At 64.8% G+C, this 26,825-nt stretch carries 24 protein-coding genes; 9 read left to right on the forward strand and 15 right to left on the reverse strand.

What is annotated here, in order from left to right; genetic code table 11:
* Positions 1-95: 95 nt before the first annotated feature.
* The 4 genes from IVA81_RS21410 to IVA81_RS21425 all read right to left on the reverse strand — a co-directional run bounded on the left by IVA81_RS21410 (position 96) and on the right by IVA81_RS21425 (position 4,857).
* On the reverse strand, positions 96-2,372 hold the full coding sequence (locus tag IVA81_RS21410) for a ComEC/Rec2 family competence protein (RefSeq protein WP_247321598.1): 2,277 nt from the start codon (positions 2,370-2,372) through the stop codon (positions 96-98).
* A gap of 93 nt (positions 2,373-2,465) precedes the next feature.
* On the reverse strand, positions 2,466-2,699 hold the full coding sequence (locus IVA81_RS21415) for a DUF2171 domain-containing protein (protein WP_024341296.1): 234 nt from the start codon (positions 2,697-2,699) through the stop codon (positions 2,466-2,468).
* A gap of 87 nt (positions 2,700-2,786) precedes the next feature.
* A complete protein-coding gene (locus IVA81_RS21420) occupies positions 2,787-3,173 on the reverse strand; it encodes a nuclear transport factor 2 family protein (RefSeq protein WP_247321600.1) in 387 nt (128 codons plus the stop codon).
* A 7-nt stretch (positions 3,174-3,180) separates the two neighbouring features.
* Positions 3,181-4,857, reverse strand: coding sequence for a glutamine--tRNA ligase/YqeY domain fusion protein (locus tag IVA81_RS21425; protein ID WP_247321602.1), 1,677 nt, complete (start codon positions 4,855-4,857; stop codon positions 3,181-3,183).
* Positions 4,858-5,012: 155 nt separating this feature from the next.
* On the opposite strand from IVA81_RS21425, the gene gltX reads away from it, so the two are divergent.
* The 8 genes from gltX (at position 5,013) to IVA81_RS21465 (ending at position 14,355) form a co-directional block, all read left to right on the forward strand.
* Positions 5,013-6,440 carry a glutamate--tRNA ligase gene (gene gltX, locus IVA81_RS21430; RefSeq protein WP_247321611.1) on the forward strand — a complete coding sequence of 476 codons (1,428 nt, stop codon included), beginning with the start codon at positions 5,013-5,015 and terminating at the stop codon, positions 6,438-6,440.
* A 147-nt stretch (positions 6,441-6,587) separates the two neighbouring features.
* Positions 6,588-7,892, forward strand: coding sequence for a citrate synthase (gene gltA, locus IVA81_RS21435; protein WP_247321613.1), 1,305 nt, complete (start codon positions 6,588-6,590; stop codon positions 7,890-7,892).
* Positions 7,893-8,171: 279 nt separating this feature from the next.
* Entirely contained in the window at positions 8,172-9,350 is a 1,179-nt protein-coding gene (locus tag IVA81_RS21440; RefSeq protein WP_247321615.1) for an ROK family transcriptional regulator, read from the forward strand.
* A gap of 58 nt (positions 9,351-9,408) precedes the next feature.
* Positions 9,409-10,695, forward strand: a complete 1,287-nt coding sequence (locus IVA81_RS21445) for an ABC transporter substrate-binding protein (protein WP_247321616.1) — start codon at positions 9,409-9,411, stop codon at positions 10,693-10,695.
* Positions 10,696-10,709: 14 nt separating this feature from the next.
* The gene (locus IVA81_RS21450) at positions 10,710-11,615 is read left to right on the forward strand and encodes a sugar ABC transporter permease (RefSeq protein WP_247321849.1); all 906 of its coding nucleotides are present in this window, start codon (positions 10,710-10,712) and stop codon (positions 11,613-11,615) included.
* The gene (locus IVA81_RS21455; protein ID WP_247321618.1) at positions 11,608-12,465 is read left to right on the forward strand and encodes a carbohydrate ABC transporter permease; all 858 of its coding nucleotides are present in this window, start codon (positions 11,608-11,610) and stop codon (positions 12,463-12,465) included. Before IVA81_RS21450 ends, IVA81_RS21455 begins: the two co-directional genes overlap by 8 nt.
* Positions 12,466-12,475: 10 nt before the next feature.
* Positions 12,476-13,591 (forward strand): sn-glycerol-3-phosphate ABC transporter ATP-binding protein UgpC, encoded by a 1,116-nt coding sequence (gene ugpC / locus IVA81_RS21460; RefSeq protein ID WP_247321620.1) that lies wholly within the window; start codon positions 12,476-12,478, stop codon positions 13,589-13,591.
* Positions 13,588-14,355, forward strand: coding sequence for an SDR family oxidoreductase (locus IVA81_RS21465; protein ID WP_247321622.1), 768 nt, complete (start codon positions 13,588-13,590; stop codon positions 14,353-14,355). Before ugpC ends, IVA81_RS21465 begins: the two co-directional genes overlap by 4 nt.
* 113 nt (positions 14,356-14,468) lie before the next feature.
* On the opposite strand, the gene lpxB is transcribed toward IVA81_RS21465, so the two are convergent.
* From lpxB to lpxA, 3 genes are read right to left on the reverse strand one after another with little or no spacing between them, the layout of a single operon-like run.
* Complete coding sequence (lpxB, locus tag IVA81_RS21470) at positions 14,469-15,647, reverse strand: lipid-A-disaccharide synthase (protein ID WP_247321624.1); 1,179 nt, start codon at positions 15,645-15,647, stop codon at positions 14,469-14,471.
* Positions 15,644-16,501 carry a UDP-2,3-diacylglucosamine diphosphatase LpxI gene (gene lpxI / locus IVA81_RS21475; RefSeq protein ID WP_247321626.1) on the reverse strand — a complete coding sequence of 286 codons (858 nt, stop codon included), beginning with the start codon at positions 16,499-16,501 and terminating at the stop codon, positions 15,644-15,646. Before lpxI ends, lpxB begins: the two co-directional genes overlap by 4 nt.
* 19 nt (positions 16,502-16,520) lie before the next feature.
* Positions 16,521-17,312 carry an acyl-ACP--UDP-N-acetylglucosamine O-acyltransferase gene (gene lpxA / locus IVA81_RS21480; RefSeq protein WP_247321628.1) on the reverse strand — a complete coding sequence of 264 codons (792 nt, stop codon included), beginning with the start codon at positions 17,310-17,312 and terminating at the stop codon, positions 16,521-16,523.
* Positions 17,313-17,488: 176 nt separating this feature from the next.
* Here lpxA and IVA81_RS21485 point away from each other — a divergent pair, with 176 nt between their 5' ends.
* Positions 17,489-17,812, forward strand: a complete 324-nt coding sequence (locus tag IVA81_RS21485; protein ID WP_247321630.1) for a KTSC domain-containing protein — start codon at positions 17,489-17,491, stop codon at positions 17,810-17,812.
* A gap of 25 nt (positions 17,813-17,837) precedes the next feature.
* On the opposite strand, the gene fabZ is transcribed toward IVA81_RS21485, so the two are convergent.
* The 8 genes from fabZ to frr form a co-directional block, all read right to left on the reverse strand.
* Entirely contained in the window at positions 17,838-18,299 is a 462-nt protein-coding gene (gene fabZ / locus IVA81_RS21490; protein ID WP_018320213.1) for a 3-hydroxyacyl-ACP dehydratase FabZ, read from the reverse strand.
* Positions 18,296-19,363 (reverse strand): UDP-3-O-(3-hydroxymyristoyl)glucosamine N-acyltransferase, encoded by a 1,068-nt coding sequence (gene lpxD / locus IVA81_RS21495; protein ID WP_247321632.1) that lies wholly within the window; start codon positions 19,361-19,363, stop codon positions 18,296-18,298. The genes fabZ and lpxD overlap by 4 nt, the downstream gene beginning before the upstream one ends.
* A gap of 125 nt (positions 19,364-19,488) precedes the next feature.
* Positions 19,489-22,017: an outer membrane protein assembly factor BamA gene (bamA, locus tag IVA81_RS21500; protein ID WP_247321634.1), complete on the reverse strand. Its 2,529-nt coding sequence runs from the start codon at positions 22,015-22,017 to the stop codon at positions 19,489-19,491.
* A 176-nt stretch (positions 22,018-22,193) separates the two neighbouring features.
* On the reverse strand, positions 22,194-23,345 hold the full coding sequence (gene rseP / locus IVA81_RS21505) for an RIP metalloprotease RseP (protein ID WP_246926325.1): 1,152 nt from the start codon (positions 23,343-23,345) through the stop codon (positions 22,194-22,196).
* Between the two features lie 44 nt (positions 23,346-23,389).
* Positions 23,390-24,613 (reverse strand): 1-deoxy-D-xylulose-5-phosphate reductoisomerase, encoded by a 1,224-nt coding sequence (dxr, locus tag IVA81_RS21510; RefSeq protein WP_247321636.1) that lies wholly within the window; start codon positions 24,611-24,613, stop codon positions 23,390-23,392.
* Positions 24,614-24,617: 4 nt separating this feature from the next.
* Positions 24,618-25,460: a phosphatidate cytidylyltransferase gene (locus IVA81_RS21515; RefSeq protein WP_247321638.1), complete on the reverse strand. Its 843-nt coding sequence runs from the start codon at positions 25,458-25,460 to the stop codon at positions 24,618-24,620.
* Entirely contained in the window at positions 25,457-26,215 is a 759-nt protein-coding gene (locus IVA81_RS21520; protein ID WP_247321640.1) for an isoprenyl transferase, read from the reverse strand. The genes IVA81_RS21515 and IVA81_RS21520 overlap by 4 nt, the downstream gene beginning before the upstream one ends.
* Before the next feature lie 12 nt (positions 26,216-26,227).
* The gene (frr, locus tag IVA81_RS21525; RefSeq protein WP_246931230.1) at positions 26,228-26,791 is read right to left on the reverse strand and encodes a ribosome recycling factor; all 564 of its coding nucleotides are present in this window, start codon (positions 26,789-26,791) and stop codon (positions 26,228-26,230) included.
* Positions 26,792-26,825 lie beyond the last annotated feature (34 nt).

Genomic DNA, 26,825 nt, shown 5'->3' on the forward strand with positions numbered 1-26,825 from the left:
GATTGAAATGCCATCGCCGGCCGAGGCCGGCGAGATGGTGTGGTTTGTGTCCTCGCGGAATCGCATCGGACCGACACCACCTTCCGCATCTCTCCTCAATCGTCGGCCTGCAGATCAGTCTCCGATGGCGTTGCGTCGCGGTTGCGAGGAGCTGCCTTCGGCGCAAGGCTGCCGTCGAAATCACCTTCGCCCGCACCGGCCGGTAACCACGGGCGGTTCGTGCCTCTCGCCCTCACCGCCTGAACCGAAAAACCGTCGCCATGCCGCTTCAGAGCCAGTGCCCCCTGACGAATGAGCCGCTGCCGATCCACCACCATCGCCGCGCAATCGGGCGGTGCGGGCCGTGACGTCACCACCAGTGCGGCCCGGCTGCAATCGTCCGCCAACGCGTCGATGCGCGAGGCCAGCGCGACCAGCCGCCCGTCGGCAAGCGGCGTCACGCAGCCGGACTCGTCGCACGAGACGCCCTCGGCCAGTGCGCCACTGCCGGCATCGCGCGGATCGGCGTCGGCCGCCAGCCACTCCCTTAGCAGGAAACTATCCTTGCCCGTCCTGATCAGGTGCAACCGCCCGTCCCCGCCCCGCACCGCAACGCTCGCGCCGTCCCCCGCAATCAGGATATCGGGCTGCCGCACCGACAGCCCCCAGGCAATGGAAGCCAGCAGCACCATGGCACCGCACCAGCGCAGTGGCGTGCGCAACAGGCCCATCAGGATGATGCCGAGGCTCGCGGCGATCAGCGGTGCGATACCGAACGCCGGGATGCGGCCGACCGCGCCCGGCAAGGCCGCCACCCAGCGCGAGACGGCGACCATCCAGTCGATGCCGATCCCCATCAGCCACCAGAACACGCCATCGAGCCCGAAGGGTGCGGCGAGCAATCCCAGCAGCCCTGCCGGCATTACCAGCGCAGAGACCACCGGCATCGCGCCGAGATTGGCGAGCACGCCGTAGGGCGTGACGCGGTGGAAGTGGAAGGCGGCATAGGGCGTGGTCGCCAGCCCCGCGATCAGCGAAGCCAGGAACAGCATCGCGATCTCGCGGCCGCCCCACAGCGCGACGCGCGCTGTCGCCGAATGATCGGGCGAGGCAAACAAGTTCGGCATGCCGATCTGCACCAGGGCCACCAGCCCAAGCGTTGCCGCAAACGACATCTGAAAGCTCGGATGCACCAGTGCTTCCGGCGCGACCGCGAGCACGATCATCGCCGCCACGGCCAGCGTGCGAAAGGTGATGGCGCGGCGATCGACCATCACCGCGATCAGCACCACCGCGGTCATGAAGAACGAACGTTGCGTCGCGACCTCCGCACCCGACAGCAACAGATAGAACGCGGCCGCCACCAGCGCGGCGGCGGCCGACCATTTCTTGATGGGGAATCCGACTGCCAGGCCCGGGATCAAAGCCAGCAGCGCGCGCACCGCGAAGAAGACGACGCCCGCGACCACCGCCATGTGATAGCCGGAGATCGAGAGAACGTGTCCGAGCCCCGAGATGAACATCGCATCGTTCACGGGCGTGGAAATCGCATCGCGCCGGCCGGTGATCAGCGCAGTCGCGATCGCACGGTTGTCGCCTTCGAGCGTCGCGCGGATGCGGGCGTCGATCGCATCGCGCAGGCCCTGCATGAAGGCGGCATAGCGCAGCCGCAGGCCGCCGGCATCGGGCGGCATTGAAGCCGTGATCGCGCCCATGACGAAGCCGGAGGCGCCGATGCTCTGAAAGAACATATCGCGCGAAAAGTCGTAGCTGCCGGGGCGCACCGGCGAGAGCGGCGGCATCAGCCGCGCCTTGAGTTGCACGAAGCTGCCGACCTCGGGCGCAGTGCCCTTGCGCACGGAGAGGCGGACGCGTTCCAGCTTGACGTCGCTGCGCTGCGCCTCCATGGCGGTGACCCGCAGCACGAAACGATCGGTGCGCTCGCGGATGTCGCGCGTCTCGACGAAGCCCGACAGCGCCACCGAATAGAGCGGCTTGGCCAGCACGGGGTGGGCGATGCGCACCGTCTTCCAGGTCGCCACGGCAAAGCCGGCCGCAACCGCCGCAATCATGATCGCCGGGGCGAACAGCCGGCTCCGCCGCAACAGGATCGCGCCGAGCAGGAGTGCGGCTGCCGTCGTCGCAACAAGCGACAGCACCGGCTCATGATCGGCGGCAAAATAGAGCGCGATGCCGCCGCCAAAAGCGACAGGCACCCACGGCAACAGCCGCCCGGGACCGGCCTCGGCGCGCACCCACTCGCGCAATGTCTCGACGATCGCCGGCCAAAGGCCAAAGCCTGCCGGCACAAGCCCGCCAGCAGGTATAGCGCGCCCGACGGGCCAGGTCCCCGCGATACCTTGGGACCGTACCGGCCGGCCCGACTCCGCCATCCCCTGCACCCTACGCTACGCGATGGGTGCAGAGGCTACCGGAACGTGCAGATGGCCGAATAGGGTACGGATCAGGAACGGGCTCGCGGCGCCCTACTTTTCCTCCTCCATCGTCACGGCCACCGAGGCCTTGGCCGAGAGGCGGACCTTGTTACCCTCGACGTCGGCGACCAGGCCCTTGTCGATGAAGTGATGATGGCCCTTGTGGCTGCCCTCGCCGCTGTCCTTCTTGGTCAGCTTGATGCGGTTGCCCTCGACGCGATCGACCGTGCCGACATGGACGCCGTCGGCGCCGATGACTTCCATATGCTCTGCGATGTTCTGCATGGTGGGTTCCTTGTTGAACCCACCCCAACGCGCAGGAAGCGCGTCCGTTCTCTCGCGGGAATGACGATGCCGTGTGTGCGATAGCGCTCAGATCAGCGGCGCCTGCGACGAGGCGTGGTGATTGACGATCTTCCAGTCGCCGTCCTCGCGGACGATGACCCAGCTCATCTTGACGACGAGATCGTCCCGCTCGCCCGCAAGATCAAATGAGATGGTCGCGCCCATGTTGATCAGATCAGGGCCGGCCTGCGCCACGTTCACGTCGGAGAACACAGCGCTCGGCTTGCGCCAGCGCGGCAGGCCGTTGAAATAGTCGGCGACGCCGTCCCTGCCCCGATAGAGCTTTGGGTTGGAGCCGAAGAAGAACGCGTTCTTCGAATACAGCGACGACAGCGCGGCTGCATCGAGGGCCGCGAATCCGGCGCACCATTTCGCGATGATGGTGGAAACGATAGCGTCGGCTTCTCTGGTCATGGGCGCCTCAACCTTTTGCGACTTCTTTCGCGAACGTGTCGCGCAGGCCGATGGTGCGCGAGAACACCGGCTTGCCGGGTGTCGAGTCCTTGTCGCGCACGAAATAGCCTTGCCGCTCGAACTGCATCGGCTCGGTCGAATTGCTCTTCGCAACTGATGCCTCGATCCGCGCCTCTGTCAGGATCTCCAGCGAATTCGGATTGAGATCTGCCGCGAAATTTGAGGCGTCCGGGCTCGGATTGGAGAACAGCTGGTTGTAGATGCGGATCTCGGCAGGCACGGACGTCGCCGCCGGCAGCCAGTGCATGGTCGCCTTGACCTTGCGGCCGTCGGGCGCGTTGCCGCCCCTGGTCGCGGGATCATAGGTGCAGCGCAGCTCCACCACCTCGCCCTTATCGTTCTTGATCACGCCGGTGCACTTGACGAAATAGGCGTAGCGCAGCCGCACCTCGTTGCCCGGCGACAGGCGGAAGAACTTCTTCGGCGGGTTCTCCATGAAGTCGTCCTGCTCGATATAGAGCTCGCGGCCGAACGTGATTTTCCGCGTGCCCGCGCTGGGATCATCCGGGTGGTTGATCGCCTCGAGCTCCTCGGTCTGGCCTTCCGGATAGTTCTCGATCACCACCTTGAGCGGCCGCAGCACGCCCATGCGCCGCTGCGACGTGCGGTTCAGCTCCTCGCGGATACAGAACTCCAGCATGCCGACGTCGACTACGCTGTTGGCTTTCGCAACCCCGATGCGCTTGACGAATTCGCGCAAGGCGGCCGGAGGTACGCCGCGGCGGCGCATGCCCGCCATGGTCGGCATCCGCGGATCGTCCCAGCCTGCGACATGGCCGTCGCGGACGAGCTGGGTCAGCACGCGCTTGGACAGCAGCGTGTAGGTCAGGTTCAGCCGCGCGAACTCGTACTGGTGCGGCTGTGAGGGCACCGGCAGTTTCTCGATGAACCAGTCGTAGAGCGGCCGGTGGTCCTCGAACTCCAGCGTGCAGATCGAGTGCGTGATGCCCTCGATCGCATCCGACTGGCCGTGCGCATAATCGTAGCTCGGATAGATGCTCCATTCGGTGCCAGTGCGCGGATGGTGCGCGTGCAGGATGCGGTACAGCACGGGATCGCGCAAATTGATGTTGCCCGCCGCCATGTCGATCTTGGCCCGCAGCACGCGCGCACCGTTCGGGAATTCACCGGCCTTCATGCGGCGGAACAGGTCGAGGTTTTCCTCCACACTGCGGTCGCGGAACGGCGAGTTCTTGCCCGGCTCGGTCAGCGTGCCGCGGGAGGTGCGGATTTCCTCCTGGGTCTGGTCGTCGACATAAGCGAGCCCGTCGCGGATCAGCTGCTCCGCCCATTCGTACAGGCGCGCGAAATAGTCCGAGGCGAAGAACAGATTCTTGCCCCAGTCGAAGCCGAGCCAGCGCACGTCGGCCTGGATGGAATCGATATATTCCTGCTCTTCCTTGACCGGATTGGTGTCGTCGAAGCGCAAGTGGCATCGGCCCGGAAACTCCTGGGAGATGCCGAAATTCAGTGCGATCGACTTGGCGTGGCCGATATGCAGGTAACCGTTCGGCTCCGGCGGGAACCGGGTCACGATCTCCAGGTACCTGCCTTGATCGAGGTCGGCCTGGATGATGTCACGAATGAAATCGCGCCCAACCTCAGCTGCCACCGGTTCTGTCATTACGAAAATCCTGTCGGGAAATCAGCGGCCCTTCTGCCAAATTCGGAAGGCTGAGCCAAGAGCTTAAGCAAGGCATGGCAGGTCCGCCGACGGGCTTTAGTTATGTCCCGTTCCTGCTATACACCACCGCCTCCAATGCATAGGCCCTGCCAAGAATGACCGATTCCGTCGTCACCCGCTTTGCCCCCTCGCCGACCGGCTTCCTCCATATCGGGGGCGCTCGCACGGCGCTGTTCAACTGGCTCTATGCGAAGAAGCACGGCGGCAAGATGCTGCTGCGGATCGAGGACACCGACCGGGAGCGCTCCACCGAGGCGGCGATCGGCGCCATCCTCGACGGCCTGAAATGGCTGGAGCTCGGCTGGGACGGCGAGGTCATCTACCAGTTCAGCCGCGCCGCGCGCCACCGCGAGGTCGCCGAGCAGCTGCTCGCCGACGGCAAGGCCTATCGCTGCTACGCCACCGCCGAGGAGCTCGCCGCGATGCGCGAGAAGGCGCGTGCCGAGGGCCGCACCCGGCTCTATGATGGCATGTGGCGCGACCGCGACGCGGCCACTGCTCCTTCGGACGTGAAGCCGACCATCCGCCTGCGCGCGCCGCAGACCGGCGAGACCGTGATCGAGGACCAGGTCCAGGGCCGCGTGGTCTGGCAGAACGAGAACCTCGACGACCTCGTCCTGCTGCGCGGCGATGGCAACCCGACCTATATGCTCGCCGTGGTGGTCGATGACCACGACATGGGCGTCACCCATGTGATCCGCGGCGACGATCATCTGATCAACGCGGCCCGCCAGAAGCAGATCTACGATGCGATGGGCTGGACCCTGCCGAGCATGTCCCACATCCCGCTGATCCACGGCCCGGACGGCTCAAAGCTGTCCAAGCGGCACGGCGCGCTTGGCGTCGATGCCTACCGCGCCATGGGATATTTGCCGGCAGCGGTCCGCAACTATCTCGTCCGGCTGGGCTGGAGCCATGGTGACCAGGAGATTTTCTCGACCGAGGAGATGATCACGGCGTTCGACCTCGCCAGCGTCGGCCGCGCCGCTGCCCGCTTCGATTTTGCCAAGCTGGAAAATCTCAACGGCCACTACATCCGCCACGCCGACGATCAATCACTCGTGAAGATGTTCGAGGACGTGCTCGACCATCTCGTGCCCAGCCGCGACGAGCTTAAGGCCAAGTTAAACGACACCACGCGCGCGCAGCTTCTCAAAGCCATGCCGGCCCTGAAGGAGCGCGCCAAGACACTGATCGAGCTGATCGACAGCGCCTATTTCATCTTCGCCGACCGGCCGCTGGAGCTCGATCCCAAGGCGCTAGCGCTGCTGACACAAGAGAACCGCAAGCTGATCGGCCAGCTTCATTCCGCGCTGGAGAAAGTCGAGACCTGGAGCGGCGCCGCCACCGAAGCCGCGCTGCGCACTTTTGCCGAGGAAAATAGTCTCAAGCTCGGCGCGGTCGCCCAGCCCTTGCGGGCGGCACTGACCGGACGGACGACGTCGCCTGGTATATTTGAGGTTTTGGACGTCCTGGGACGCCAGGAAAGCCTCGCCCGGCTTAAAGATCAGGCTACGACGTAAGTCGACCATGCGTGCGGCGATCTTGCAGCGCACACAGCAATAATATACCCATCTGCCCCGTACCTTCTGGAACATCCGGCCTGCCCCATCATCTCGTGAAAGGGGCCTCCGGCTCCGGCCCGTTTCACCATACATCGGGGACCTCTGATGGACGCAAAACCGAGCAATAAGACCGCTACGCTGACGGTCGGAAACAAGAACTACGATCTCCCGATCCATAGCGGCAGCGTCGGGCCTGATGTCGTCGATATCGGCAAGCTCTACGGCCAGTCCGGCCTGTTCACCTACGATCCCGGCTTCACCTCCACCGCGAGCTGCCAGTCCAAGATCACCTATATCGACGGCGACGCCGGCGTGCTGGAATACCGCGGCTACCCGATCGAGCAGCTCGCCGAGAACGGTGACTTCCTCGAGACCTGCTATCTCCTGCTCTACGGGAACCTGCCGACCGCCGCGCAGAAGAAGGATTTCGACGACCGTGTGACCCGTCACACGATGGTGCACGAGCAGATGGCCCGCTTCTTCCAGGGCTTCCGCCGCGACGCCCATCCGATGGCCGTTATGGTCGCCTCGGTCGGCGCGCTCGCCGCGTTCTATCACGACAGCACCGACATCAACGATCCGAAGCAGCGCATGATCGCTTCCATGCGCATGATCGCGAAGATCCCGACGCTGGCGGCGATGGCCTACAAGTACACGGTCGGCCAGCCCTTCGTGTATCCGAAGAACTCGCTCTCGTTCTCCGAGAACTTCCTCAACATGTGCTTCGCCGTGCCGTGCGAGGACTACAAGATCAACCCGGTGCTGGCTGACGCGCTGGACAAGATCTTCATCCTGCACGCCGACCACGAGCAGAACGCCTCGACCTCAACGGTGCGCATCGCCGGCTCCTCCGGCGCCAACCCGTTCGCCTGCATCGCCGCCGGCATCGCCTGCCTCTGGGGCCCGGCGCATGGCGGCGCCAACGAAGCCGCGCTCGCGATGCTCGCCGAGATCGGCTCCGTGGACAAGATCCCCGAGTTCATCGCCAAGGTGAAGGACAAGAACTCCGAAGTCCGCCTGATGGGCTTCGGTCATCGCGTCTACAAGAACTACGATCCGCGCGCCAAGATCATGCAGAAGATGTGTCACGCCGTGCTCAAGGAGACCGGCCATGGCGACGATCCGATGCTGAAGGTGGCGCTCGAGCTCGAGAAGATCGCGCTCAGCGACCAGTACTTCATCGACCGCAAGCTCTACCCGAACGTCGACTTCTATTCGGGCATCACGCTGAAGGCGATGGGCTTCCCGGTCTCGATGTTCACCGTGCTGTTCGCGGTCGCCCGCACCGTCGGCTGGATCAGCCAGTGGAGCGAGATGATCGAGGACCCGCAGCAGAAGATCGGCCGTCCGCGCCAACTCTACACCGGCGTCACCCGCCGCGACTACGTCGCGATCAAGGATCGCAAGTAAGATCTGCCTCAGGGCTTTCGAAACGGCGCCATCGCAAGATGGCGCCGTTTTTGTTCGGGCATGCGCTTGTAGGGTGGGCAAAGCGCAGCGTGCCCACCACCTGTCCGCGACAGGTACGAAGTCAGGGCACGCTTCGCTTTGCCCACCCTACGGAACCGATCGGACGACTCCCGTTCGTGCTGCCGCGCACAACAACGAGTCCATGCCCAGGCGGCAAAGCGCCTTGACAGTCGAAACCTTCCGCGCGCATTCTTACCCTAAGTAAGAATGACGACAGGGATGGAAATGCCGGAGCAGCCGAGAAGTCGGCGGCAGACGCGCGCTGCCATTTTGACTCATCTGCTACAGTCGGGCGGCTCGTTTCGTCCGCCTCTGGCCAAGGCCGTGCGCCTGTCCGAGGCGAGCCTATCGCGCATCCTGTTTGATCTGAAGGCCGAAGGCCTGATCGAGGAAGTGCGGCGCCCTGCCCCTTACGTCGGCGGCCCGACCGGCCTCGTGTTGCTCGATGGCTCGGTCGCCCTCGCAGCCTTCGAGCTGACGGCTCAGCGGCTCAGCGTCGGCGTCGGCGGCCTGTCGGGCGAACTGCACTACACCGAGCGTGTGCCGCTGCCGAAGACGCCGACCGTCGAGAGCGTCGGCCGGGCGTTTCGCGAAGCGATGACATTGTTGCGCGACTGGACACGGCGCCGCCGGATCACCCTCGCCCAGATCGGCGTCTCCATTCCCGGCCTCGGCCGTCTCAGCAGATCGGCCAATCCGATCATCCCCTGCGACGTCGCGCGTATCAGCGACATGTTCGGCGAGATGTTCGCCGACGTGCCGCTCGAATTCACCAATTCGGTCGTTGCGCACGCCACCTTTCACCGTTGCCGCACGGAAAACTATCCGTTCAGCGACACCCATCTGTTCGTCTTTGTCAGCCAGGGCGTTGCCGGCGCCTGGATGGATGATCCAACTGAGGCCGATGCCCTCCAGCCGGTCGAACTCGGCCACATGGTGTTCGGCCCCGACGGGCCACGTTGCCGCTGCGGCCACTATGGCTGCGTCGAGGCGTACACGTCGCTTCCTGCGCTGGCGGAGCTTCTCGGCATTGCCGAAGCCGAATTGCTCCAGCTCGGCAGCGAATGGGTGAACACGATCCCGCTCGCCTCGCGCGTGCGCCAGGAGCTGCGCCGGCGCTTGTTCCGACTTGGCCTTGCGATCGGCAACACGCTGAACGTGAAGCCGTGCGGTGGGGTCGCGATCAGCGGCTGGCCGTCGCTTCTCGCTGACGAGGATCGCAACGCCGTGGTCGAAGGAATTGACGCGTGCCTGCTGGGCGGCCGCAAGCTGGCGCAGGTGTCCCTCGCCTTCGTGCCGCCGTCGACCGGCAACGATCCGCAGGCAGCGCTTGCCTTCGCCGCCTTCCGTCTCGCCAGCCGCGGCGGCATGCCCGCGGCATCGACGGAGGCGGCCTGATATGCGCTGAGCATGCACGGCCCACACGCGCTGAGATTTCACACCGGGAGGAACTGCCATGCCGATCACAACAACAAGGCGTCGTCTGCTCGCTGGATCCGTTGCTACGCTCGCTCTGCCGGCCCTTGTCCGCGCGCAAAGCGCAGCCAAGCCGCGCCTGACCGTGATCTCGCAATGGTCCGCTGGCAGCGATGGCGCGGCCATCACGGCGCTCGGCAAGAAGTTCGAGGAGAAAGGCGGCGTTTGGCAGCATTCGCCAGTGCCCGGATTCACCACCGAGATGATGAACAAGCTACGGGCGCAGATCATGGCCGGCGATCCGCCGGCCTGTTCGCAACTCAAGGGCCCCGAGATTGCGGCCTGGTCGAAGATTGCGCCGACCGTCGATCTCGACGCCCTTGTCGCTGCCGCCGGTTACGAAAAGGTCGTCGCTCCGGACCTTGCGAAATTGCACAAGCCGGGCGGCAAATGGATTGCACTGCCGTTGCAGATCTACAGCACCAACATGCTGTTTCTCTCGAAACGCGCGATGGACAAGGCCAAGGCCGACAAGATCCCCGTCACCTGGGCTGACTTCAACGACCTCGCCGAAAAGATGAAAGCGGGCGGTGTCGCCTATCCGATCGCCAACGGCGGGACCCGCCCGGACGACGGGCAAAAGTTCGAGGCCGCCTTGGCGGGCATCAGTCCTCTCGCTTACCGCGCCGCCATCATGAATCTCGAGAAGAAGGCCCTCGAGGGTCCCGAGGTCAAGGCTGCGTTCGCGCAAGTGCGCAAGATCGCCGACTGGATGGACCCCAACGTCGGCGCCCAGCACTTTTCGACCAATTTGAAGCGCTTCATCGACGGCGACATGGGCATGATGATCATGGGCGGCTGGGCGCAAGGCGTATTGCGCAACGCCGGTTTCAAGTTCGAGGACTTCATCATCGCCCCGGGACCGAGCGACAACAGCAAGCCGGTGTTCCTGTTGAATGCCGATGCCTTCATCTTCTGGCAGCGCAAGGAGCCCGACCTGCAAGCCGGCCAGACGCTGATGGCCCAGCTCGTCATGGATCCGGCGATCCAGACGATGTATTCGCAGATTACGGGATCGATCCCCGTGCGCACCGATGTCGATCTGTCCGGTGAAGGCTGGTCGGATGGTCAACGCCGGACCGGCGCAGCTCTGAAGGAGGCCATCGCCAGCAATCAGGCAGTCCTGAGCCTTGCGCACAATATGGCCCAGGAAAACGGTATGACCGCGGCGATGATCGACGTGATCACCGAATATGTGAAGAACAAGACGATCAAGCCGGAGCAGGCGGTCGCCCGTCTTGCCGAGGCTGTCGAGGGCGCGCGTTGACCAATGCCGCCGCGATGAAACCGGATCGGCCGGCGCTTCCTGAATGGGTGCGCCGGCTGCCCGAATGTCTGATGATCTGGGTGCCGCTGCTGCTGTCAGCCGCGCACCTCGTCTCGTTCTCGCTGTGGACGATCTGGATCTCGTTCACGCCATCCACCCTGGTCCCTGTTACGGGCTGGGTGGGGTTGCGCAACTACACGGCGGTCGCGGCATCGCGGAACTGGCAGATCGCCTTCGACAATCTGCTGCTGTTCGGCAGCGCTTTCGTGCTGCTGAGCGCCGCGACCGGCCTCATCCTTGCGATCCTGCTCGATCAGCGCATTCGCGGCGAAAACGTGCTGCGATCCGTCTTCCTCTATCCCCTCGCGGTGTCCTTCGTGGTCACCGGCACGGTCTGGAGCTGGCTGCTCAATCCTGGCCTTGGAATCCAGAAGCTCGTCCACGACCTCGGCTGGACCTCCTTCAAGTTCGACTGGCTGATCGACCGCGACATGGCCATCTGGACCATCGTCATCGCCGCGATCTGGCAATCCTCTGGCTTCGCCATGGCGCTGTTCCTTGCCGGCCTTCGCTCCGTCGACGCCGACATCATCAAGGCCGCGCAGATCGACGGCGCGGGACCGATCCGGATGTATCGGCGCATCATTCTGCCGTCGCTTTGGCCGATCACCATCACCGTCGTCGTGATCCAGTTGCAGTTCGCGATTTCGACGTTCGATCTCGTCCGCGCGCTTACCAACGGTGGACCGGGTATAGCGACCCAGCTGCCGGCCCTCGTCGTCTACGACCTGATGTTCCAGCGCAGCCTGCTCGGCCGCGGGGCGGCAGCGGCAGTCCTCATGTTGCTCATTCTTCTCGCAGTCCTGCTGCCCTATGCAGCGTGGCGATATCTCCAGCGGCGGCGGGCGAGCCATGCGTGAGCGAACCTTCGCACCAAGCCGGGTTTTGATCTACCTCATCGTGTTGCTGATCGCGGCAGCATGGCTCGCGCCATTGGCTGTCGTCGTGCTGAACTCGCTCCGTACCAACGAGGAGATCGCGCAGGCCTCGATGATCGGCTGGCCGAAACAATGGGCCTGGGGCAACTACGCCGCAGCCTGGAGCGGCTTCTGCGTCGCCGAGACCTGCGCCGGCATCCGGCCGTACATGCTGAACTCCGCGCTCGTCACGATTCCCGCGATGGTCTTTTCGACCTTGCTCGGTGCGGTCGCCGGTTACGCCGTGTCGCTCTGGCGTTTTCGCGGCGATACCTGGATCTATGCCATCGTCACCCTTGGCCTCTTCCTTCCCCAGCAGATGCGCTTGCTGCCCTGGACCATCGTGCTGCGGGACATCGGCCTCATCAACACGCTGGCGGGCCTCGTGTTGATTCACACGATCCAGGGGCTGTCCTTCACCACGCTGTTCTGCCGCAACTACTATGTCGCCATTCCCCACGAGTTGATCAGGGCCGCGCGGATCGACGGCGCCGGGTTCTTTCGCATCTTCTGGCGCATCATCCTGCCGCTGTCGCCTCCTATCCTGATCGTCACCGTGATCTGGCAGTTCACACATATCTGGAACGAGTTCCTCTACGGCGTGACGTTCACAAGCGGCCAACAGCAGCCCGTCACGGCCGCGCTCATCGCGCTATCTGCCGCAGTGGCAGACATCCCGCAGCATGGCGTGCAGAGCGCCGCGGTAATCATCGCAGCGCTCCCCACTTTGTTGATCTATGTCCTTGGCGGCAGGTACTTCGTGCGAGGCCTTACCGCCGGGGCCGTGAAATGATGAGGCCGTCATGGCAGCACTGAGCATCCGCACCCTGTCGAAGCGCTACGCCAATCTGGAGGTGCTGAAGGGCGTCGATCTCGACATCGAAAGCGGCGAGTTCACGGTGCTGGTCGGCCCATCCGGCTGCGGCAAGTCCACGCTGCTCAACATCGTTGCCGGGCTCGATCGTCCGAGCGCGGGGACAGTCGAAATCGGCGGGCGCGTGGTGAACGACATCCCGCCCAAAGACCGCGACATCGCCATGGTGTTCCAGTCCTACGCGCTCTATCCGTCGATGACGGTACGCCAGAACATCACCTTCGGCATGGAATGCCGAGGTGTAGCCAAGGCCGAGCAGGAGAAGGCGGTTGCGAATGTCGCAAAACTGCTGCAGATCGAGCCGCTGCTCGGCCGAAAACCCTCGCAATTGTCCGGCGGCCAACGCCAGCGCGTGGCGATGGGACGCGCGCTGGTGCGCGATCCCCTACTCTTCCTGTTCGACGAGCCGCTCTCCAACCTCGACGCCAAGCTGCGCGTGGAGATGCGGATGGAGATCAAGCGCCTGCACCAGCGCATCGGCGCAACCATCGTCTATGTCACCCACGACCAGATCGAGGCAATGACCATGGCAACGCGGATCGCCGTGATGCATCGCGGCGTGGTGCAGCAGTTTGCCGATCCCGATACGGTTTATCGCTACCCGGCCAATCTGTTCGTGGCGCGCTTCATGGGCTCGCCGCCGATGAACACAATGCCGGCGCGGCTCGAGGCAGATGGCGGCGGGCCGATGGTCGTGATCGGCGCAGGACGATCGGACGAGGTGCGCTTGCAGCTGCAGGGCTACGATGCGGCGGCCCCCTATCTCGGCCGCGAGGTGGTGTTCGGGATCAGGCCGGAGTGCATTGCCGAGGGAGACCGCGCGTTCTCCGGCGCCGTCAGCGGGCCGGTTGTAATCACCGCGCCGGTCGAGATGGTCGAGCCCACCGGTGCCGAGACCATCGTCTTGCTCCGGCTCGGCGGTGAACCGGCGCAGGCGCGTATCTCGCCGGACGTCCGCCCCACGCCCGGCACCTCCGCCCCCTTCGCACTCGACACCCGCCGCATTTGCCTGTTCGACCCCGAGACGGAGCGACTGATCGCATGACCAAGACGAGCTATGCCGGCCTCGCGGACCGCGTGGTGCTGATCACCGGTGGTGCCAGCGGCATCGGCGCCGCCTTCGTGCGCGCCTTCGCCGCCCAACGGGCGCGCGTCGCCTTCCTCGACATCGACCAGGTTGCAGGCGGGGCGCTGGTCGCCGAGGTCGCGGCGGCGTCCGGCACCGCACCGCTGTTCGTGCCCTGCGATCTCCTGGACATCGACGCCTTGCGCGCCGCCATGGCAGAGGTCCGGCGATCGCTCGGTGACGCCGCGGTCCTCGTCAACAACGCCGCCAACGATCAACGCCAGGTTCTCTCCGAGGTGACGCCCACCGAGTTCGACTGGATGATCGGCGTCAATCTCAAGCACGTTCTCTTTGCAGCGCAGGCGGTGGTGCCGCAGATGCAGGCGCGCGGCGGCGGCTCTATCATCAACATGTCGTCGATCGCGTGGATGCGCGGCCCACCGGCGTTGCCGACCTATGCCGCGGCGAAAGCGGCGATCGTCGGCTTCACCAACTCGCTGGCCCGGCTGGTCGGCCCCGACCGCATTCGCGTCAACGCGATTGCACCGGGCATGGTGATCACCGAGCGCCAGCGCCGGCTGTGGTATCCGGACGAGCAGGTCATCACCGAAATGCGCTCGCGTCAGGCCGTTCCCGATGCGGTGACGCCCGAGGACATCGCCAACATGGCGCTGTTTCTGGCCTCGGACGAAAGCCAGCGCATCACCAGCCAGTGTTTTCGGGTCGACGGCGGGCTTGCGTAGTCTTGTAGGGTGGGCAAAGCGACAGCGTGCCCACCATCTTTCCGCGACCGAGCTAGATGTGGTGGGCACGCTTCGCTTTGCCCACCCTACGAAACCGTCTACGAGACCGTCTCTTATCGCCGCCCCTTGCGCATCGTGGCCAGCACGATGTCGGCGGCGAGTACGCTCGGCGATTTGTTGCCGGTCGACATGATGGTGTCGAGCCTGGCGAACGCCTCGACCTGCTCCCGGCGCAGCGGCGAATCTGTCAGCACCTCGGCGAGCGCCGGCGCCAGCTTCTCCGGCGTGCACTCCTCCTGCAAAAACTCCGGAATCACGTCCTTGCCGATCACGAGATTGGCGAGGATCACGGAGGAGACGCGGATCGCGCGGCGCAGGATGAAGGCCTCAATGGCGCCGACGCGATAGGCCGTTACCATCGGAATGCCCGACAATGCGAGCTCCAGCGTCACCGTGCCGGATTTGGCCAGTGCCGCACGCGCGATGCGAAACGCGGCACGCTTCTCGTTCTCGCCGGTCACGATCCTTGGCTTGACCGGCCAGTTCGCGATGCCCTCGCGGATGGTGGCTTCGAGATGCGGCATCGTCGGTAGTATCAGCTCGAACGCACGCCCCTCGGCCTGCAACCGGCCGAGCGTTGCCCCAAACACCTCGAGATGATGCCTGACCTCGCTGCGGCGGCTGCCGGGCAGCACCAGCAGTACCGGCGGCTCACTGTTGCGGCGGGCCTGCTCCTCTGCGTTTGGCCGCAACGACGGCAATTGCTCGATGAGGGGATGACCGACATAGCTGCATGGCGGTCCGCCGAGCTTGCGGTATTCCTCCGGCTCGAACGGCAGGAGACCTAAAACGTGGTCGACATAGCCGAGCATGGTCCGCGCGCGCCCCGGCCGCCACGCCCAGAGCTGCGGCGAAACGTAATCGATGACCGGAATCGCGGGGTTCTTCGCGCGCACGCGGCGCGCGACGCGATGGGTGAAATCGGGGCTGTCGATGATGACGAGCGCGTCCGGCGCGGCCTCGGTCACGGCGTCGGCCGTCTCGCGGATCAGCCGCAGGATCTTCGGCAATTGCTGCACCACCGCGGCGAAGCCGACGATCGACAGCTCCTCGATCGGAAACAGGGATTCCAGCCCCTCGCGCGCCATGGTGCGGCCGCCGACGCCAACGAACTGCACGCCGTCGCCGAGGCGCTGGCGCAGCACCTTCATCAAGGCACTGCCGAGCCGGTCGCCGGATTCCTCGGTGGCGATCAGGAAGATCTTGCGCTTGGGATCGCGCGACTGCATCACGCCGGCAGGCCGATGACGAAGAGATATTTCGCGTCGGCGAAGGCGATCATCGCCTGCGGCTCGGCGGCGATGGTGTTGCCGGCGATGACGGCGATGCCGGCCAAGCCCGCGGCGGCAACACCTTCAAGAGTGCGCGGCCCGATCGTCGGCAGGTCGAAGCGCAGATCCTGGCCGCTCTTGGGCGCCTTCACCAGCACGCCGCGGCCCATTGCGGCGCGGATGCGCCCCTCCTCGCGCAGCCGCGCAACGCGGGCGAGCAGCGCGTCGGTGCCCTCGATGTCCTCGACCGCCACCACATGGCCGTCGATCACCACCGCAGCCTGGCCGATGTCGAACGGACCGAGCGCGGTCAGCACCGCACGGCCGCGCGCGATGTCGGTCTTGCCAGTGTCGCTGGGCCAGGCGCGGCTGATGCAGCCCTCGGGCATCAAAAGATCAGGCGCGACGTCCTTGATGCCGACCATGCGAAAGCCGTCCTGCTCGAGGATGCGGCCGACGCCGGACAAGAGATGATCGTCGCCGCCGCGAAAGGCGCGGATGACGTTGCCGAGCAGGCGCAGCGTCTTGACGTCGAACCTGATCTCGGAGAGCGAAGGCCGCACCAGCGTGCCGATGAAGATGAGGTCGCGGCAGCCTTCCTCGCGAAACAGCCGCATGGCGCGGCCGAGCTGGCCGACCGAGATCCAGCGATGGCGGAATTTCTCCAGCCGCGCCGGATCGCAGGCGCCGCGAAGGGGAAACAGCACCGGCGTGATGCCGCGGGCGGCGAGCGAGTCGGCGACCGCGAACGGCATCGCGCCGCCGCCGGCGACGATGCCGACCGGCGATGCAATTTCCGACGCCGCCGATGTCATGCCCGCGGCCATCCCAACATCACTTCGCTATGGCGGGAAGACAGAGCGGGCGCTTGCCCTTACCGATGAAGTCGAGGATCTCGGCGATCGCCGGATCCTCGCCCGCGAGCGGCCTGGACGCCTCTAACCGCTCGGCGAAGGTGCCGGAGCCGTGAAAGAGTTTTTGGTAGAACCCGCGCACGGTCGCGAGCCTCTGCTTGGTGAACTTGCGCCGCTTCATGCCGATCAGGTTGAGGCCCTCGAGCACTGCATATTGGCCGTTGGCGAGGCCAAACGGGATGATGTCGTCGCGCACGCCGCATACGCCGCCGACCATGACCTGCGGCCCGATGCGGGTAAACTGATGCACGGCGGACAGTCCGCCGATGAAGACGAAGTCGCCAAGCTCGCAATGACCGCCGAGCGTTGCCGACGTCGCGAAGATTGCGTCATTGCCGACATGGCAATCGTGGCCGACATGGCTGCAGTTCATGAAATAGCCGCGGTCGCCAACCGTGGTGACTCCACCGCCGGCGACGGTGCCGGCATTCATGGTCACGGATTCGCGGATGGTGCAGCTCGAGCCGATCTTGAGCTGTGTCAGCTCGCCACGATAACTGAGCGACTGCGGCGGCGTGCCGAGGGAGGCGAACGGGTAGATGGTGCAATCGTCGCCGATCGTGGTCTGCGCGGTGACATGCACATGCCCGATCAGCTTGCAGTTCGCGCCGATCACGACATTCGGGCCGATGATGCAATAGGGTCCGATCTCGGTGCCCTCGCCGATCACGGCGCCGTCCGCGACCCGTGCGGTGGGATCAATCTTGCTCATCAAGCAAATCTTACTCGTTAGGAAGCTCTGATTATGTGTTGAAGTCGCTCAGTTTTCCGGTGGTTAGCGCGACTATGCCCGATCTGTCCAGTGACGTATCATCTCTGCCTGTGTGAAGTACTGGATGAGGCGGCCTTCCCGGTCCGTCAACACGTTCATGTGGAGTTTCAGCACTCGTGGTCAGGGCCTTGGCACTTCTGCTCGCACAGCTTGTGACCGCACCGATCGTGTCCGAGACGGTCGAGACCGGCGATCGCCGGCCCATCGATCTCGCGACATTCGAATGCCACGACATCAGTCGCAGCACGGTGCTTCAGCGTGTCTGCTATGATCGCGCGCAGCACGACCTCGTCGTCGCCACTGGCGGCTTCTATGCGCGCTATTGCGGCGTCGCGGCCGAGACGGTCGACCACCTTCTGGGGGCGCCGTCCATGGGCCAGTTCTTCAACCGGCATATCAGGCGCGAGGCCGCCGGCACCCGCTACGATTGCAGCGCGTGAGCCCCGTACCGCGGGCCGAAGGCGCTCAGTCTGTCAGCATGGCGCCGACATCGGCTTCCGCAACCACCTGCCCGTTGACCTTGGCGTCGCCGTGAAACCACCACATGGCCTTGCGGCGGCCGACCGAGCGCATGTGGTACTCGATGGTGTCGCCGGGCAGCACGGGCTTGCGGAACTTGCACTTGTCGATGGTGAGGAAATAGACCGCCCGCGGCTTCTCGGTGCCCTCGACCGACTTGATGCCGATCACGCCCGCGGTCTGCGCCATCGCCTCGATCATCATGACGCCGGGATAGACCGGACGCTCCGGGAAATGCCCCTGGAAGGCCGGCTCGTTGAAGGTGACGTTTTTGATGCCGATGCCGCTGTAGTCGGCGCGGATATTGATCACGCGGTCGATCAGCAGCATCGGAAAGCGGTGCGGCAGGGTCTGGAGGATGGCGTTGATATCCACCAGCTCGAATTTAACAGGTGATTCCGCCGTCATTCCCGTCCCTCGTCCTTCGCATCGGCTTTGGTGTCGCGTACCAGGCGCTCCACCGCGATGATCTCCTTGAACCATTGCTTGGTCGGTTTGGCAAAAAAACCACCCCAGCGTCCGCCCGCCGGGATGTCGTCCTTGACGCCGCTCATCGCGGTGACCTGGGCTCCATCTCCGATCTTGAGGTGGTTGTTGATGCCAACCTTGGCTCCCAGCGCCACGTTGTCGCCGATGGTCAGGCTGCCGGCCAGCCCGATCTGAGCCGCCAGCAGGCAATTCCGGCCGATGGTCACATTGTGGCCGATCTGGACCTGATTGTCGATTTTGGTGCCCTCCCCGATCACGGTGTCGCGCAAGGACCCGCGATCGATGGTGGTGCCGGCGCCGACCTCCACATTGTTCTGGATCAGCACGCGGCCGGTCTGCGGCACTTTCAGGTGGCCCTCGGGGCCGAAGAAGATGAAGCCATAGCCGTCCTGGCCGATCGAGCAGCCGGGATGGATCAGCACGTCGTTGCCGATCAGGGCGCATTGGATGGCGGTACGGGCGCCGACGTTGCAATCGCGGCCGATCTTGACCCCGGGACCGATCACCGCCCCGACGCCGACCACCGTGCCGCTGCCGATCTCAACGTCCGGGCCGATCACGGCCAGGGGATCGACGATCACGCCGTCCTCGAGCCGGGCCGTGGGATCGATGATCGCCGACGGCGCGATGCCGTCATTGCCGACCCAGGATTGCGGCCTGAGCGCGTCGCCATGCCATTCCCGCGCGAGCCTGACGAAGGCCCGGAACGGCTGCGCCACCCGCAGCACGGCCACATGCGCGGGCACCTGGGCTTCGAAGCGCGGGCTCACCAGGCACGCGCCAGCCTTGGTCGCCTTGAGCTCGTCGGCGTATTTCAGGTTGTCGAAGAACGCCAAATGCATCGGGCCCGCTTCGTCAAGCGAAGCAAGGCCCGTGATGATTTGGCCGCCCCTGCCGGGATCGACCAGCTCTGCCTTGGTCAGCGCGGCAATGTCAGCCAGCGCGGAGGCAGGCGGCTTTGTGAAGAAGATCGGCTGCGCCATTCCACCCCGTCGCGGTCCGGCTTCGGCATGAAGCGGTCAGGCCGCATCATGCCCCATCTCTTGGAATGGCACGATCCCTTTCGGAAACCGGCTCCAGTGATCCGGATCGTGCCGTGCTGATCGAATTAGAACGTGGTGCCGCCGCCGAACCGGAACTCCTGCGTGCGGTCGTACTTGCCCTTGCTGAGCGGCACGGCGTAGTCGAAGCGCAGCGGACCGAACGGCGACTGCCAGATCAGGCCGACGCCGACCGACGAGCGGATCACCTTGCTGTCGTCATACACGAGGCCGGTACAGGTGCCCGCAGACGACGGATTGATGCTCGAGGGGATGCAGCCCGGCACATTGACTTCGTTGGTCGTGGTCCAGCTGGTCGGTCCCTTGTAGTCGTAGAGGCCGCCGGCATCGGCATAAACCGCACCCTTCAGACCCACTTCCTTCGGCAGGAACCAGAACGGCATCTGCAGTTCGACCGATGCGCCCCAGTACTTGGTGCCGCCGAGGGCGTCCTGCGTACCGAAGGGGTTCAAATCGCGCGGGCCGATGCCGTTCGGGGCAAAGCCGCGGACGAGGTTCGAACCCATCTGGAAGTGATCGAGCATGCGCAGATCGCTGCCGATCTTGTTCAGCATGCCGCTCTGCAGGCGGACGAGGCCGACGATGTCCGACACCAGCGGAGTGTAGTACTTCGCATCGATGACCGACTTCAGGTAGGAGACGTCGCCGCCGACGCCGGCGAAATCCTGACGGAAGTCGACGAGCAGACCGTCGCTGGGGTTCTTGTTGTTGTCCAGCGTGTTGTAGGTCAGCGTGTAGCCGAGCGCCGAGGTCAGGGTCTTGCCGTTGGCAAGCTCCTTGCGCACCGGCAGCGAGGCTTCGCCGTCGCTGTAGCAGCCGAGGCCGTTGGAGGAGGTCAGGTCAATCGGCGGAATCTGCGACGCGGCGAAAGCCGGGCTCGGATTGAACGCCGACGTACCCAGATTGTTGTTACAGTTCGCCAGGTAATTCGGCAGCGTGATTTCCTGCTGGTAGATCGAGTAGCGCAGCTGCAGCGCCAGATCTTCACGCAGGGAGAAGCCGAGGCGCGGCGAGAAGCCGAGCGTCTTGGTGCCGTAGGAGATGTAGCTGTTGGACAGCTGCTGGCGCTGATAGAGGTCGAGGCCCAGCGCGACGCGGTAGTCGAGCAGATACGGCTCGACGAACGACAGCGAGTAGCCGCGTGCATACTGGCCATAGGTCACCGCCGCCTTGGCGAACAGGCCGCGGCCGAGCAGATTGCGCTCGGAGACCGAGACTTCGGCCAGCGCGCCGTCGGTGGTGGAGTAGCCGCCCGAGATCGAGAAGTCGCCGGTCGATTTCTCTTCCATGTCGACGATCAGGATCACGCGGTCGCTCGACGAGCCGGGCTCCGTCGTGATCTTCACGCTCTTGAAATAGTCGAGGTTCTTCAGGCGCCGCTCGGCACGGTCGACCAGGGCGCGGTTGTAGGCATCGCCCTCGGAGATGTCGAACTCGCGGCGGATCACGTAGTCGCGCGTGCGCGTGTTGCCGCGCAGGTTGATGCGCTCGATATAGGTGCGCGGGCCCTCGTCGATGTTGAATACGACGGAGACGGTGTGCGCCTCGAAGTTGCGGTCGCCACCGGGCCGGACCACGGCGAAGGCATAGCCGCGGCGCGAGGCCTCGATCTGCATCTCCTCGACCGACTTCTCGACCGACTCGACATTGTAGAGCGAGCCGACATTGACGCGCGAATAGCCGCGCATCGACGAGGGATCGAAGTTCGGAATGCTGGAGCGGAAGTCGATCGCGCCGACGCGGTACTGGGATCCTTCCTCGATCTTGAAGGTAACGTTGAAGCCCTTCTTCTCGGGATCGTATTCGGTGAGCGCGGCTACCACCTGGACGTCGGCGAAACCGTTCTTGAGATAGAAGCGGCGGATCAGGTCGCGGTCGGCTTCGACGCGGTCGGGATCGTAGATGTCACCGCTGGCGAGGAAGCTCAGCAGGTTCGATTCACGGGTCTTGATGACGTCCCTGAGGCGGTACGACGAGAATGCGACGTTGCCGACGAACTCGATCGACTTGACGCCGGTCTTGGCGCCCTCCTCGACCGTGAAGATGAGGTCGACGCGGTTGTTCGGCTGCTCGATGATCTCGGGCGTGACGCGCACGTCGTAGCGGCCGGACCGGCGATAGATTTCGGCGATTCGCAGCGTGTCGGACTGCACCATGGCGCGGGAGAAGGTGCCGCGCGCCTTGGACTGGACCTCAGTGGTGAGCTGCTCGTCCTTGATCTTCTTGTTACCCTCGAAGGCGACCCGGCCAATCACCGGGTTTTCCACCACCGAGACGATGATCTGGCCGCCGGCGCCGCGGTTGATCCTGACGTCCTGGAACAGGCCGGTCTCGATCAACGCCTTGAGGCCGTCATCGACGGCGCCTTGATCCAGGCGACCGCCCGGACCCGGCTTGAAATAGGAGCGGATCGTCTCCACCTCGACGCGGCGATTTCCTTCGACGGAAATCGACTGAACGGTCTGAGCGAGCGCAGACGAAGACACAAAAACAGCCCCGACCGGGGCAACCACCGGCGCGCCGAACATGATCAGGGTTGCGAGCAAGCCCCCCCGGAGTCGCAGTCCAAACTTCATCGCGCAACGCGCCCTTATCATTCCGAGCCAGACCCAACCCCAACGCCGGTCCGGAGATTCCCCAAGTCGAGGCCGCTTGTAGCCAATTTCGCCGACGCCGCAAACGGCCGAAAGCGTCGTGATTTCAATTTCATTCCAAGACGTTGCTCAACAGCAACGCCACAAAAAAGCCTCCATCAAGATGCCGCCATCCGCAGGATGTCGTTGTAGGTCGCAAACACCATCAACATCAGCACCAAGCCGAGCCCGATCCGGAACCCCATCTCCTGAGTCCGCTCGGACAAGGGCCGGCCGCGAACCACTTCGGCCGCATAGAACATAAGGTGACCGCCATCGAGCAGCGGGATCGGGAACAGGTTCAACAGGCCGATCGACACCGACAGCACCGCGCACAGGTTGATCACGAACTGGAACCCGGCGCTGGCCGCCTGCCCCGACATCTTCGCGATTCCCAGGACGCCGCTGACCTCGTTGGGATTGCCGTTTCCGACGAACAGCGAGCCCAGGAACTTGAACGTGCTGGTGATGATGAACCAGACCTGCTCGACCCCGATCTTGAGCGCCTCGCCGACGCCCACCGGCGCGGTCGAGGCCTCGCCGGCCTGCGACTTGTGCTCGACGCCGAGCACACCGAGACGGTGGCTGTTGCCGAACGGATCCTTGCGCTCGAGCAGCGCCGGCGTTGCGGTCAGCGAGACGATGGTACCGTCCCGCTTCACCTGGAAGGCAAGCGCCGAACCCGCATTCATCGCAACGATTCGCTGCATGTCGGCAAAGCTCTCGATCGGCTTGCCGTCGATCTGGACGACGACGTCCCCGATCTTGAAGCCGGCCGCCGCCGCGGCGCCGTCGGCGACGACGCCGTCGACGCGCGCGATCGTGCTCGGCTTGCCGTAGTACAGCGCCATGCCCGCGAAGATCAGCGCGCCCAGGATGAAATTGGCGATCGGTCCGGCCGCGACGATGGCGGCGCGCGGGCCGACCTTCTTGTGGTGGAAGCTGCCGGCGCGTTCCTCGGTCGTCATCGCCGCGAGAGTCTGGGCGGACGGGGTCGAGGCCTCGCTCTCGTCGCCGAAGAACTTGACGTAGCCGCCGAGCGGGATTGCCGAGATCTTCCAGCGGGTGCCGTGGCGGTCATTGAAACCGACCAGCTCAGGCCCGAAACCGAGCGAAAAAGTTAGCACGCGAACGCCCGCCCAGCGCGCGACCAGAAAGTGGCCGAGCTCATGGAAGAACACGACGATCGTCAGGACGAACAGGAAGGGAACCGCGTAGCCGAGGAGCCCATGGCTCAACGTATTGAAACTATGGACGAAAAAGTCGATCATCGAATTCCCTCATCCAGCGCCGCAAGGCCCTGGCCGCGAACCATCTAGGATGCCTTTAAGGCAATTTGAGGCAATAGGGCGGCAGCCCTATTTCGAGCGACATGGTCAACAGAGATTGCATCGTCGGCGGACGTCAGGGGCGCCTGGTTCCCGCTGCGGATCCAGTCGTCCAGTGTCGCCTCCACCAGCCGGGCGATCGCGCCGAATCGGATCTTGCCGGCGATGAACGCGGCGACCGCAACCTCGTTGGCCGCGTTGTAGACGGTGGTCGCCCCCTTCCCGGTCCGGAGCGAATCGAAAGCCAGCCGAAGCCCGGGGAAGCGCTCAAAATCGGGCGCCTCGAAGGTCAGCTGGCCGATCTTGGCGAGGTCCAGCTTGGCCGCCGGCCCCTTGATGCGATCGGGCCAGCCGAGGCAGTGCGCGATCGGGGTGCGCATGTCGGGCGCGCCGAGCTGGGCCACCACCGAGCAGTCGGAAAACTCAACCATGCCGTGGATGATCGACTGCGGATGAACGAGGACGTCGATCTCGTCGGGCGTGAGCGCGAACAGATAGGACGCCTCGATCACCTCGAGCCCCTTGTTCATCATCGAGGCGGAATCGATCGTGATCTTCTGGCCCATGCTCCAGTTCGGATGCTTCAGGGCCTGCGCGAGGGTTGCCTGCTCGATGTCGGCCGGCTTCCAGGTCCGGAACGGGCCGCCCGAGGCCGTGATGATGACGCGGACGAGCTCATCGCGATTGCCTGAAGCGAGCGCCTGGAACAGCGCATTGTGCTCGGAATCGGCCGGCAGGATGCAGGCCCCCGCCTTGGCCGCGCGCTGCATGAAGAAGTCACCGGCGCAGACCAGACATTCCTTGTTGGCCAGCGCCACATGCGCGCCGCGATCGACCGCTGCCAGTGCCGGCTTCAATCCGGCGGCGCCGCTCACGGCCGCCATCACCCAATCGGCCGGACGCGCGCCGGCTTCGATCACCGCGCTTTCACCGGCGCCGCATTCCGTGCTCGTTCCCGCGAGTGCGGACTTGAGCTCGGCGAGCTTGGAGGTGTCGGCGATTGCGACGTAACGCGCGGAAAATTCCTTCGCGAGCTTCGCCAGCGCTTCGACGTTGCCGTTCGCCGTCAGCGCCTCGACGCGGTAGCGCTCGGGCGAGGCGCGCAGCAGATCCATCGTGCTGTCGCCGATCGAGCCGGTGGCGCCGAGAACCGTGACGCTGCGGACGGTCGCCGCCGCAGCCTTGTTGTTACGCAATGGGACCGCGCTCATATCCTCACCAAACCATAAGACCGCTTCCGGCGCTATGCACACCATGGCGGAGAAAGCCGATAATCCATGCCGCCAGGATGGCGGCGACAAAGCCGTCCAGGCGGTCGAGTAGCCCGCCATGGCCGGGAATTAAGTGACTGGAATCCTTGACACCGAAGCGCCGCTTCACCGCGGATTCGAACAGATCGCCGAGCGCCGACACCACCGAGAGGATGGCGCTGACGAGCAGCAATGGCGCCATCTTTCCGAGCCCGCAAGCGGCAAAGCCGACCGCAACCAGGAGGCTTGCGACAAAGCCGCCGAGAGCGCCCGCCCAGGTCTTCTTGGGGCTCACGCGCGGCCAGAGCTTCGGTCCGCCGATGCTGCGGCCGGCGAAATAGCCGCCGATATCGGTCGCCCACACCACCAGCAGCACGAACATCAATGCCGAGAAGCCGTTGACGAGATCCTTCCGGAGCAGGATCGAGGCGAGTAGCGCCGCCGCCGCATACGCGAACCCGGTCGCAGCCCAAACGAACTTGCCGCGCGCCATCAGCGTTACGATCGCGCCGCCGATGAGGCCGACGATGACGGAGGTCTTGAGTGCGCCAAAAGCGACAGCGGCCCCCATCATCGCGATGACCACCGTCCCTGCCCCGGTCAGCGCGGCCGATCCCGCGCCCACCACCGTCAGCCATTCCGCGAACAGCCCGATCGATACCAGGGTGACGAGAAGCGCCCACAACCAGCCGCCGGCATAAGCCAGCGCAATGGCGAGCGGCGCAAGCACCAGCGCTGCGAGGACTCGCATCACGAGATTGCTCGGGGCAGGCTTGGCGCCCGCCGGTGCGGCGTCTTGTTCGCTCACGAGGCGGTTTTCGCGACCAGACCGCCGAAACGGCGCTCGCGCCTGGCGAATTCGGCGATCGCGCTTTCCAGCGCCGCCTTGTCGAAATCGGGCCAGTGGATCGGCACGAACACGAGCTCGCTATAGGCGGCCTGCCACATCAGGAAATTGGACAGGCGCTGCTCGCCGCTGGTGCGGATGATGAGGTCGGGATCTGGAATATCGGGCGCATCGAGATGCGCGCCAAGCGTCTCGGCGTCGATCGAATCAGGGTCGCGCCTGCCCTCCGCGACCTCACGGGCGAGCTTCTGCGCCGCCTTCGCGATCTCCTGCCGCGAGCCGTAGTTGAAGGCGACGACGAGCGTGAGGCGCGTGTTGTCGCGTGTCAGCTCTTCGGCCTCGTTCAAAAGCGCGCAGATGTCGCTCTCCAGCCCTTCGCGCTCGCCGATGATGCGGACCTTGACGCCGTCACGATGCAGGCTCGCCAGGTCGTTGCGGATGAAGCGGCGGAGCAGACCGAAGAGATCGCCGATCTCGCTCGCCGGGCGCGACCAGTTCTCCGAAGAGAAGGAGAAGATGGTGAGATAGCGGATGCCGAGCTCGTGCGAGGCACGCACGACGCGGCGCAGAGCCTCGACGCCGCGGCGATGCCCCTCCGCACGCGGCAGACCGCGCGCGGCCGCCCAACGCCCGTTGCCATCCATGATGATGGCGACATGCGCGGGCGCCTCGGACCGATCCGGTCCTTCCGTTGCGGGCGCGGCGGCGTTGGACATGAAGACGATGCCTTAAACAGTGAGGACTTCTTTTTCCTTGGCGGCCAGCAGCTGGTCGATTTCGGCGATCGTGCTGTCGGTCGCCTTCTGCACCTCGTCGGCGTGGCGCTTCTGGTCGTCCTCCGACATCTCGTGGTTCTTCTCGAGCTTCTTGAGGACGTCGAGACCGTCGCGGCGGACGTGGCGCGCGGCGACCTTGGCGGCTTCCGCATATTTATGCGCGACCTTCACCAGCTCCTTGCGCCGCTCCTCGTTGAGCTCGGGGATGCGCAGACGCAGCACCTGGCCCTCGGTCGCGGGCGACAGGCCGAGATTGGAATCGACGATCGCCTTCTCCACCGCCTTGACCATCGACTTGTCCCAGACCTGCACCGAGATCAGGCGCGGCTCCGGCACGCTGACGGTGGCGAGCTGGTTCAGCGGCATGTGACTGCCGTAAGCGTCGACCTGCACCGGATCGAGCATCGAGGCGGAGGCGCGCCCCGTCCGCAGGCCGCCGAGCTCGTGCTTGAGGGAGGCGACGGCGCCCTGCATGCGGCGCTTCACTTCGTTGAGGTCGAAATTTTCCGTGGGCATCACGTTTCTCCTTCAAAATCCCGGCGGCTGCTCG

The sequence above is a fragment of the Bradyrhizobium sp. 141 genome, assembly GCF_023074055.1.
Taxonomy (GTDB): Bacteria; Pseudomonadota; Alphaproteobacteria; order Rhizobiales; family Xanthobacteraceae; genus Bradyrhizobium.

Coding starts and splice junctions, on each gene's coding strand:
- IVA81_RS21410 (WP_247321598.1), bottom strand. CDS start 2,372: ATGGCGGAGTCGGGCCGGCCGGTACGGTCCCAAGGTATCGCGGGGACC.
- IVA81_RS21415 (WP_024341296.1), bottom strand. CDS start 2,699: ATGCAGAACATCGCAGAGCATATGGAAGTCATCGGCGCCGACGGCGTC.
- IVA81_RS21420 (WP_247321600.1), bottom strand. CDS start 3,173: ATGACCAGAGAAGCCGACGCTATCGTTTCCACCATCATCGCGAAATGG.
- IVA81_RS21425 (WP_247321602.1), bottom strand. CDS start 4,857: ATGACAGAACCGGTGGCAGCTGAGGTTGGGCGCGATTTCATTCGTGAC.
- gltX (WP_247321611.1), top strand. CDS start 5,013: ATGACCGATTCCGTCGTCACCCGCTTTGCCCCCTCGCCGACCGGCTTC.
- gltA (WP_247321613.1), top strand. CDS start 6,588: ATGGACGCAAAACCGAGCAATAAGACCGCTACGCTGACGGTCGGAAAC.
- IVA81_RS21440 (WP_247321615.1), top strand. CDS start 8,172: ATGGAAATGCCGGAGCAGCCGAGAAGTCGGCGGCAGACGCGCGCTGCC.
- IVA81_RS21445 (WP_247321616.1), top strand. CDS start 9,409: ATGCCGATCACAACAACAAGGCGTCGTCTGCTCGCTGGATCCGTTGCT.
- IVA81_RS21450 (WP_247321849.1), top strand. CDS start 10,710: ATGAAACCGGATCGGCCGGCGCTTCCTGAATGGGTGCGCCGGCTGCCC.
- IVA81_RS21455 (WP_247321618.1), top strand. CDS start 11,608: ATGCGTGAGCGAACCTTCGCACCAAGCCGGGTTTTGATCTACCTCATC.
- ugpC (WP_247321620.1), top strand. CDS start 12,476: ATGGCAGCACTGAGCATCCGCACCCTGTCGAAGCGCTACGCCAATCTG.
- IVA81_RS21465 (WP_247321622.1), top strand. CDS start 13,588: ATGACCAAGACGAGCTATGCCGGCCTCGCGGACCGCGTGGTGCTGATC.
- lpxI (WP_247321626.1), bottom strand. CDS start 16,501: ATGACATCGGCGGCGTCGGAAATTGCATCGCCGGTCGGCATCGTCGCC.
- lpxA (WP_247321628.1), bottom strand. CDS start 17,312: ATGAGCAAGATTGATCCCACCGCACGGGTCGCGGACGGCGCCGTGATC.
- fabZ (WP_018320213.1), bottom strand. CDS start 18,299: ATGACGGCGGAATCACCTGTTAAATTCGAGCTGGTGGATATCAACGCC.
- lpxD (WP_247321632.1), bottom strand. CDS start 19,363: ATGGCGCAGCCGATCTTCTTCACAAAGCCGCCTGCCTCCGCGCTGGCT.
- bamA (WP_247321634.1), bottom strand. CDS start 22,017: ATGAAGTTTGGACTGCGACTCCGGGGGGGCTTGCTCGCAACCCTGATC.
- rseP (WP_246926325.1), bottom strand. CDS start 23,345: ATGATCGACTTTTTCGTCCATAGTTTCAATACGTTGAGCCATGGGCTC.
- dxr (WP_247321636.1), bottom strand. CDS start 24,613: ATGAGCGCGGTCCCATTGCGTAACAACAAGGCTGCGGCGGCGACCGTC.
- IVA81_RS21520 (WP_247321640.1), bottom strand. CDS start 26,215: ATGTCCAACGCCGCCGCGCCCGCAACGGAAGGACCGGATCGGTCCGAG.
- frr (WP_246931230.1), bottom strand. CDS start 26,791: ATGCCCACGGAAAATTTCGACCTCAACGAAGTGAAGCGCCGCATGCAG.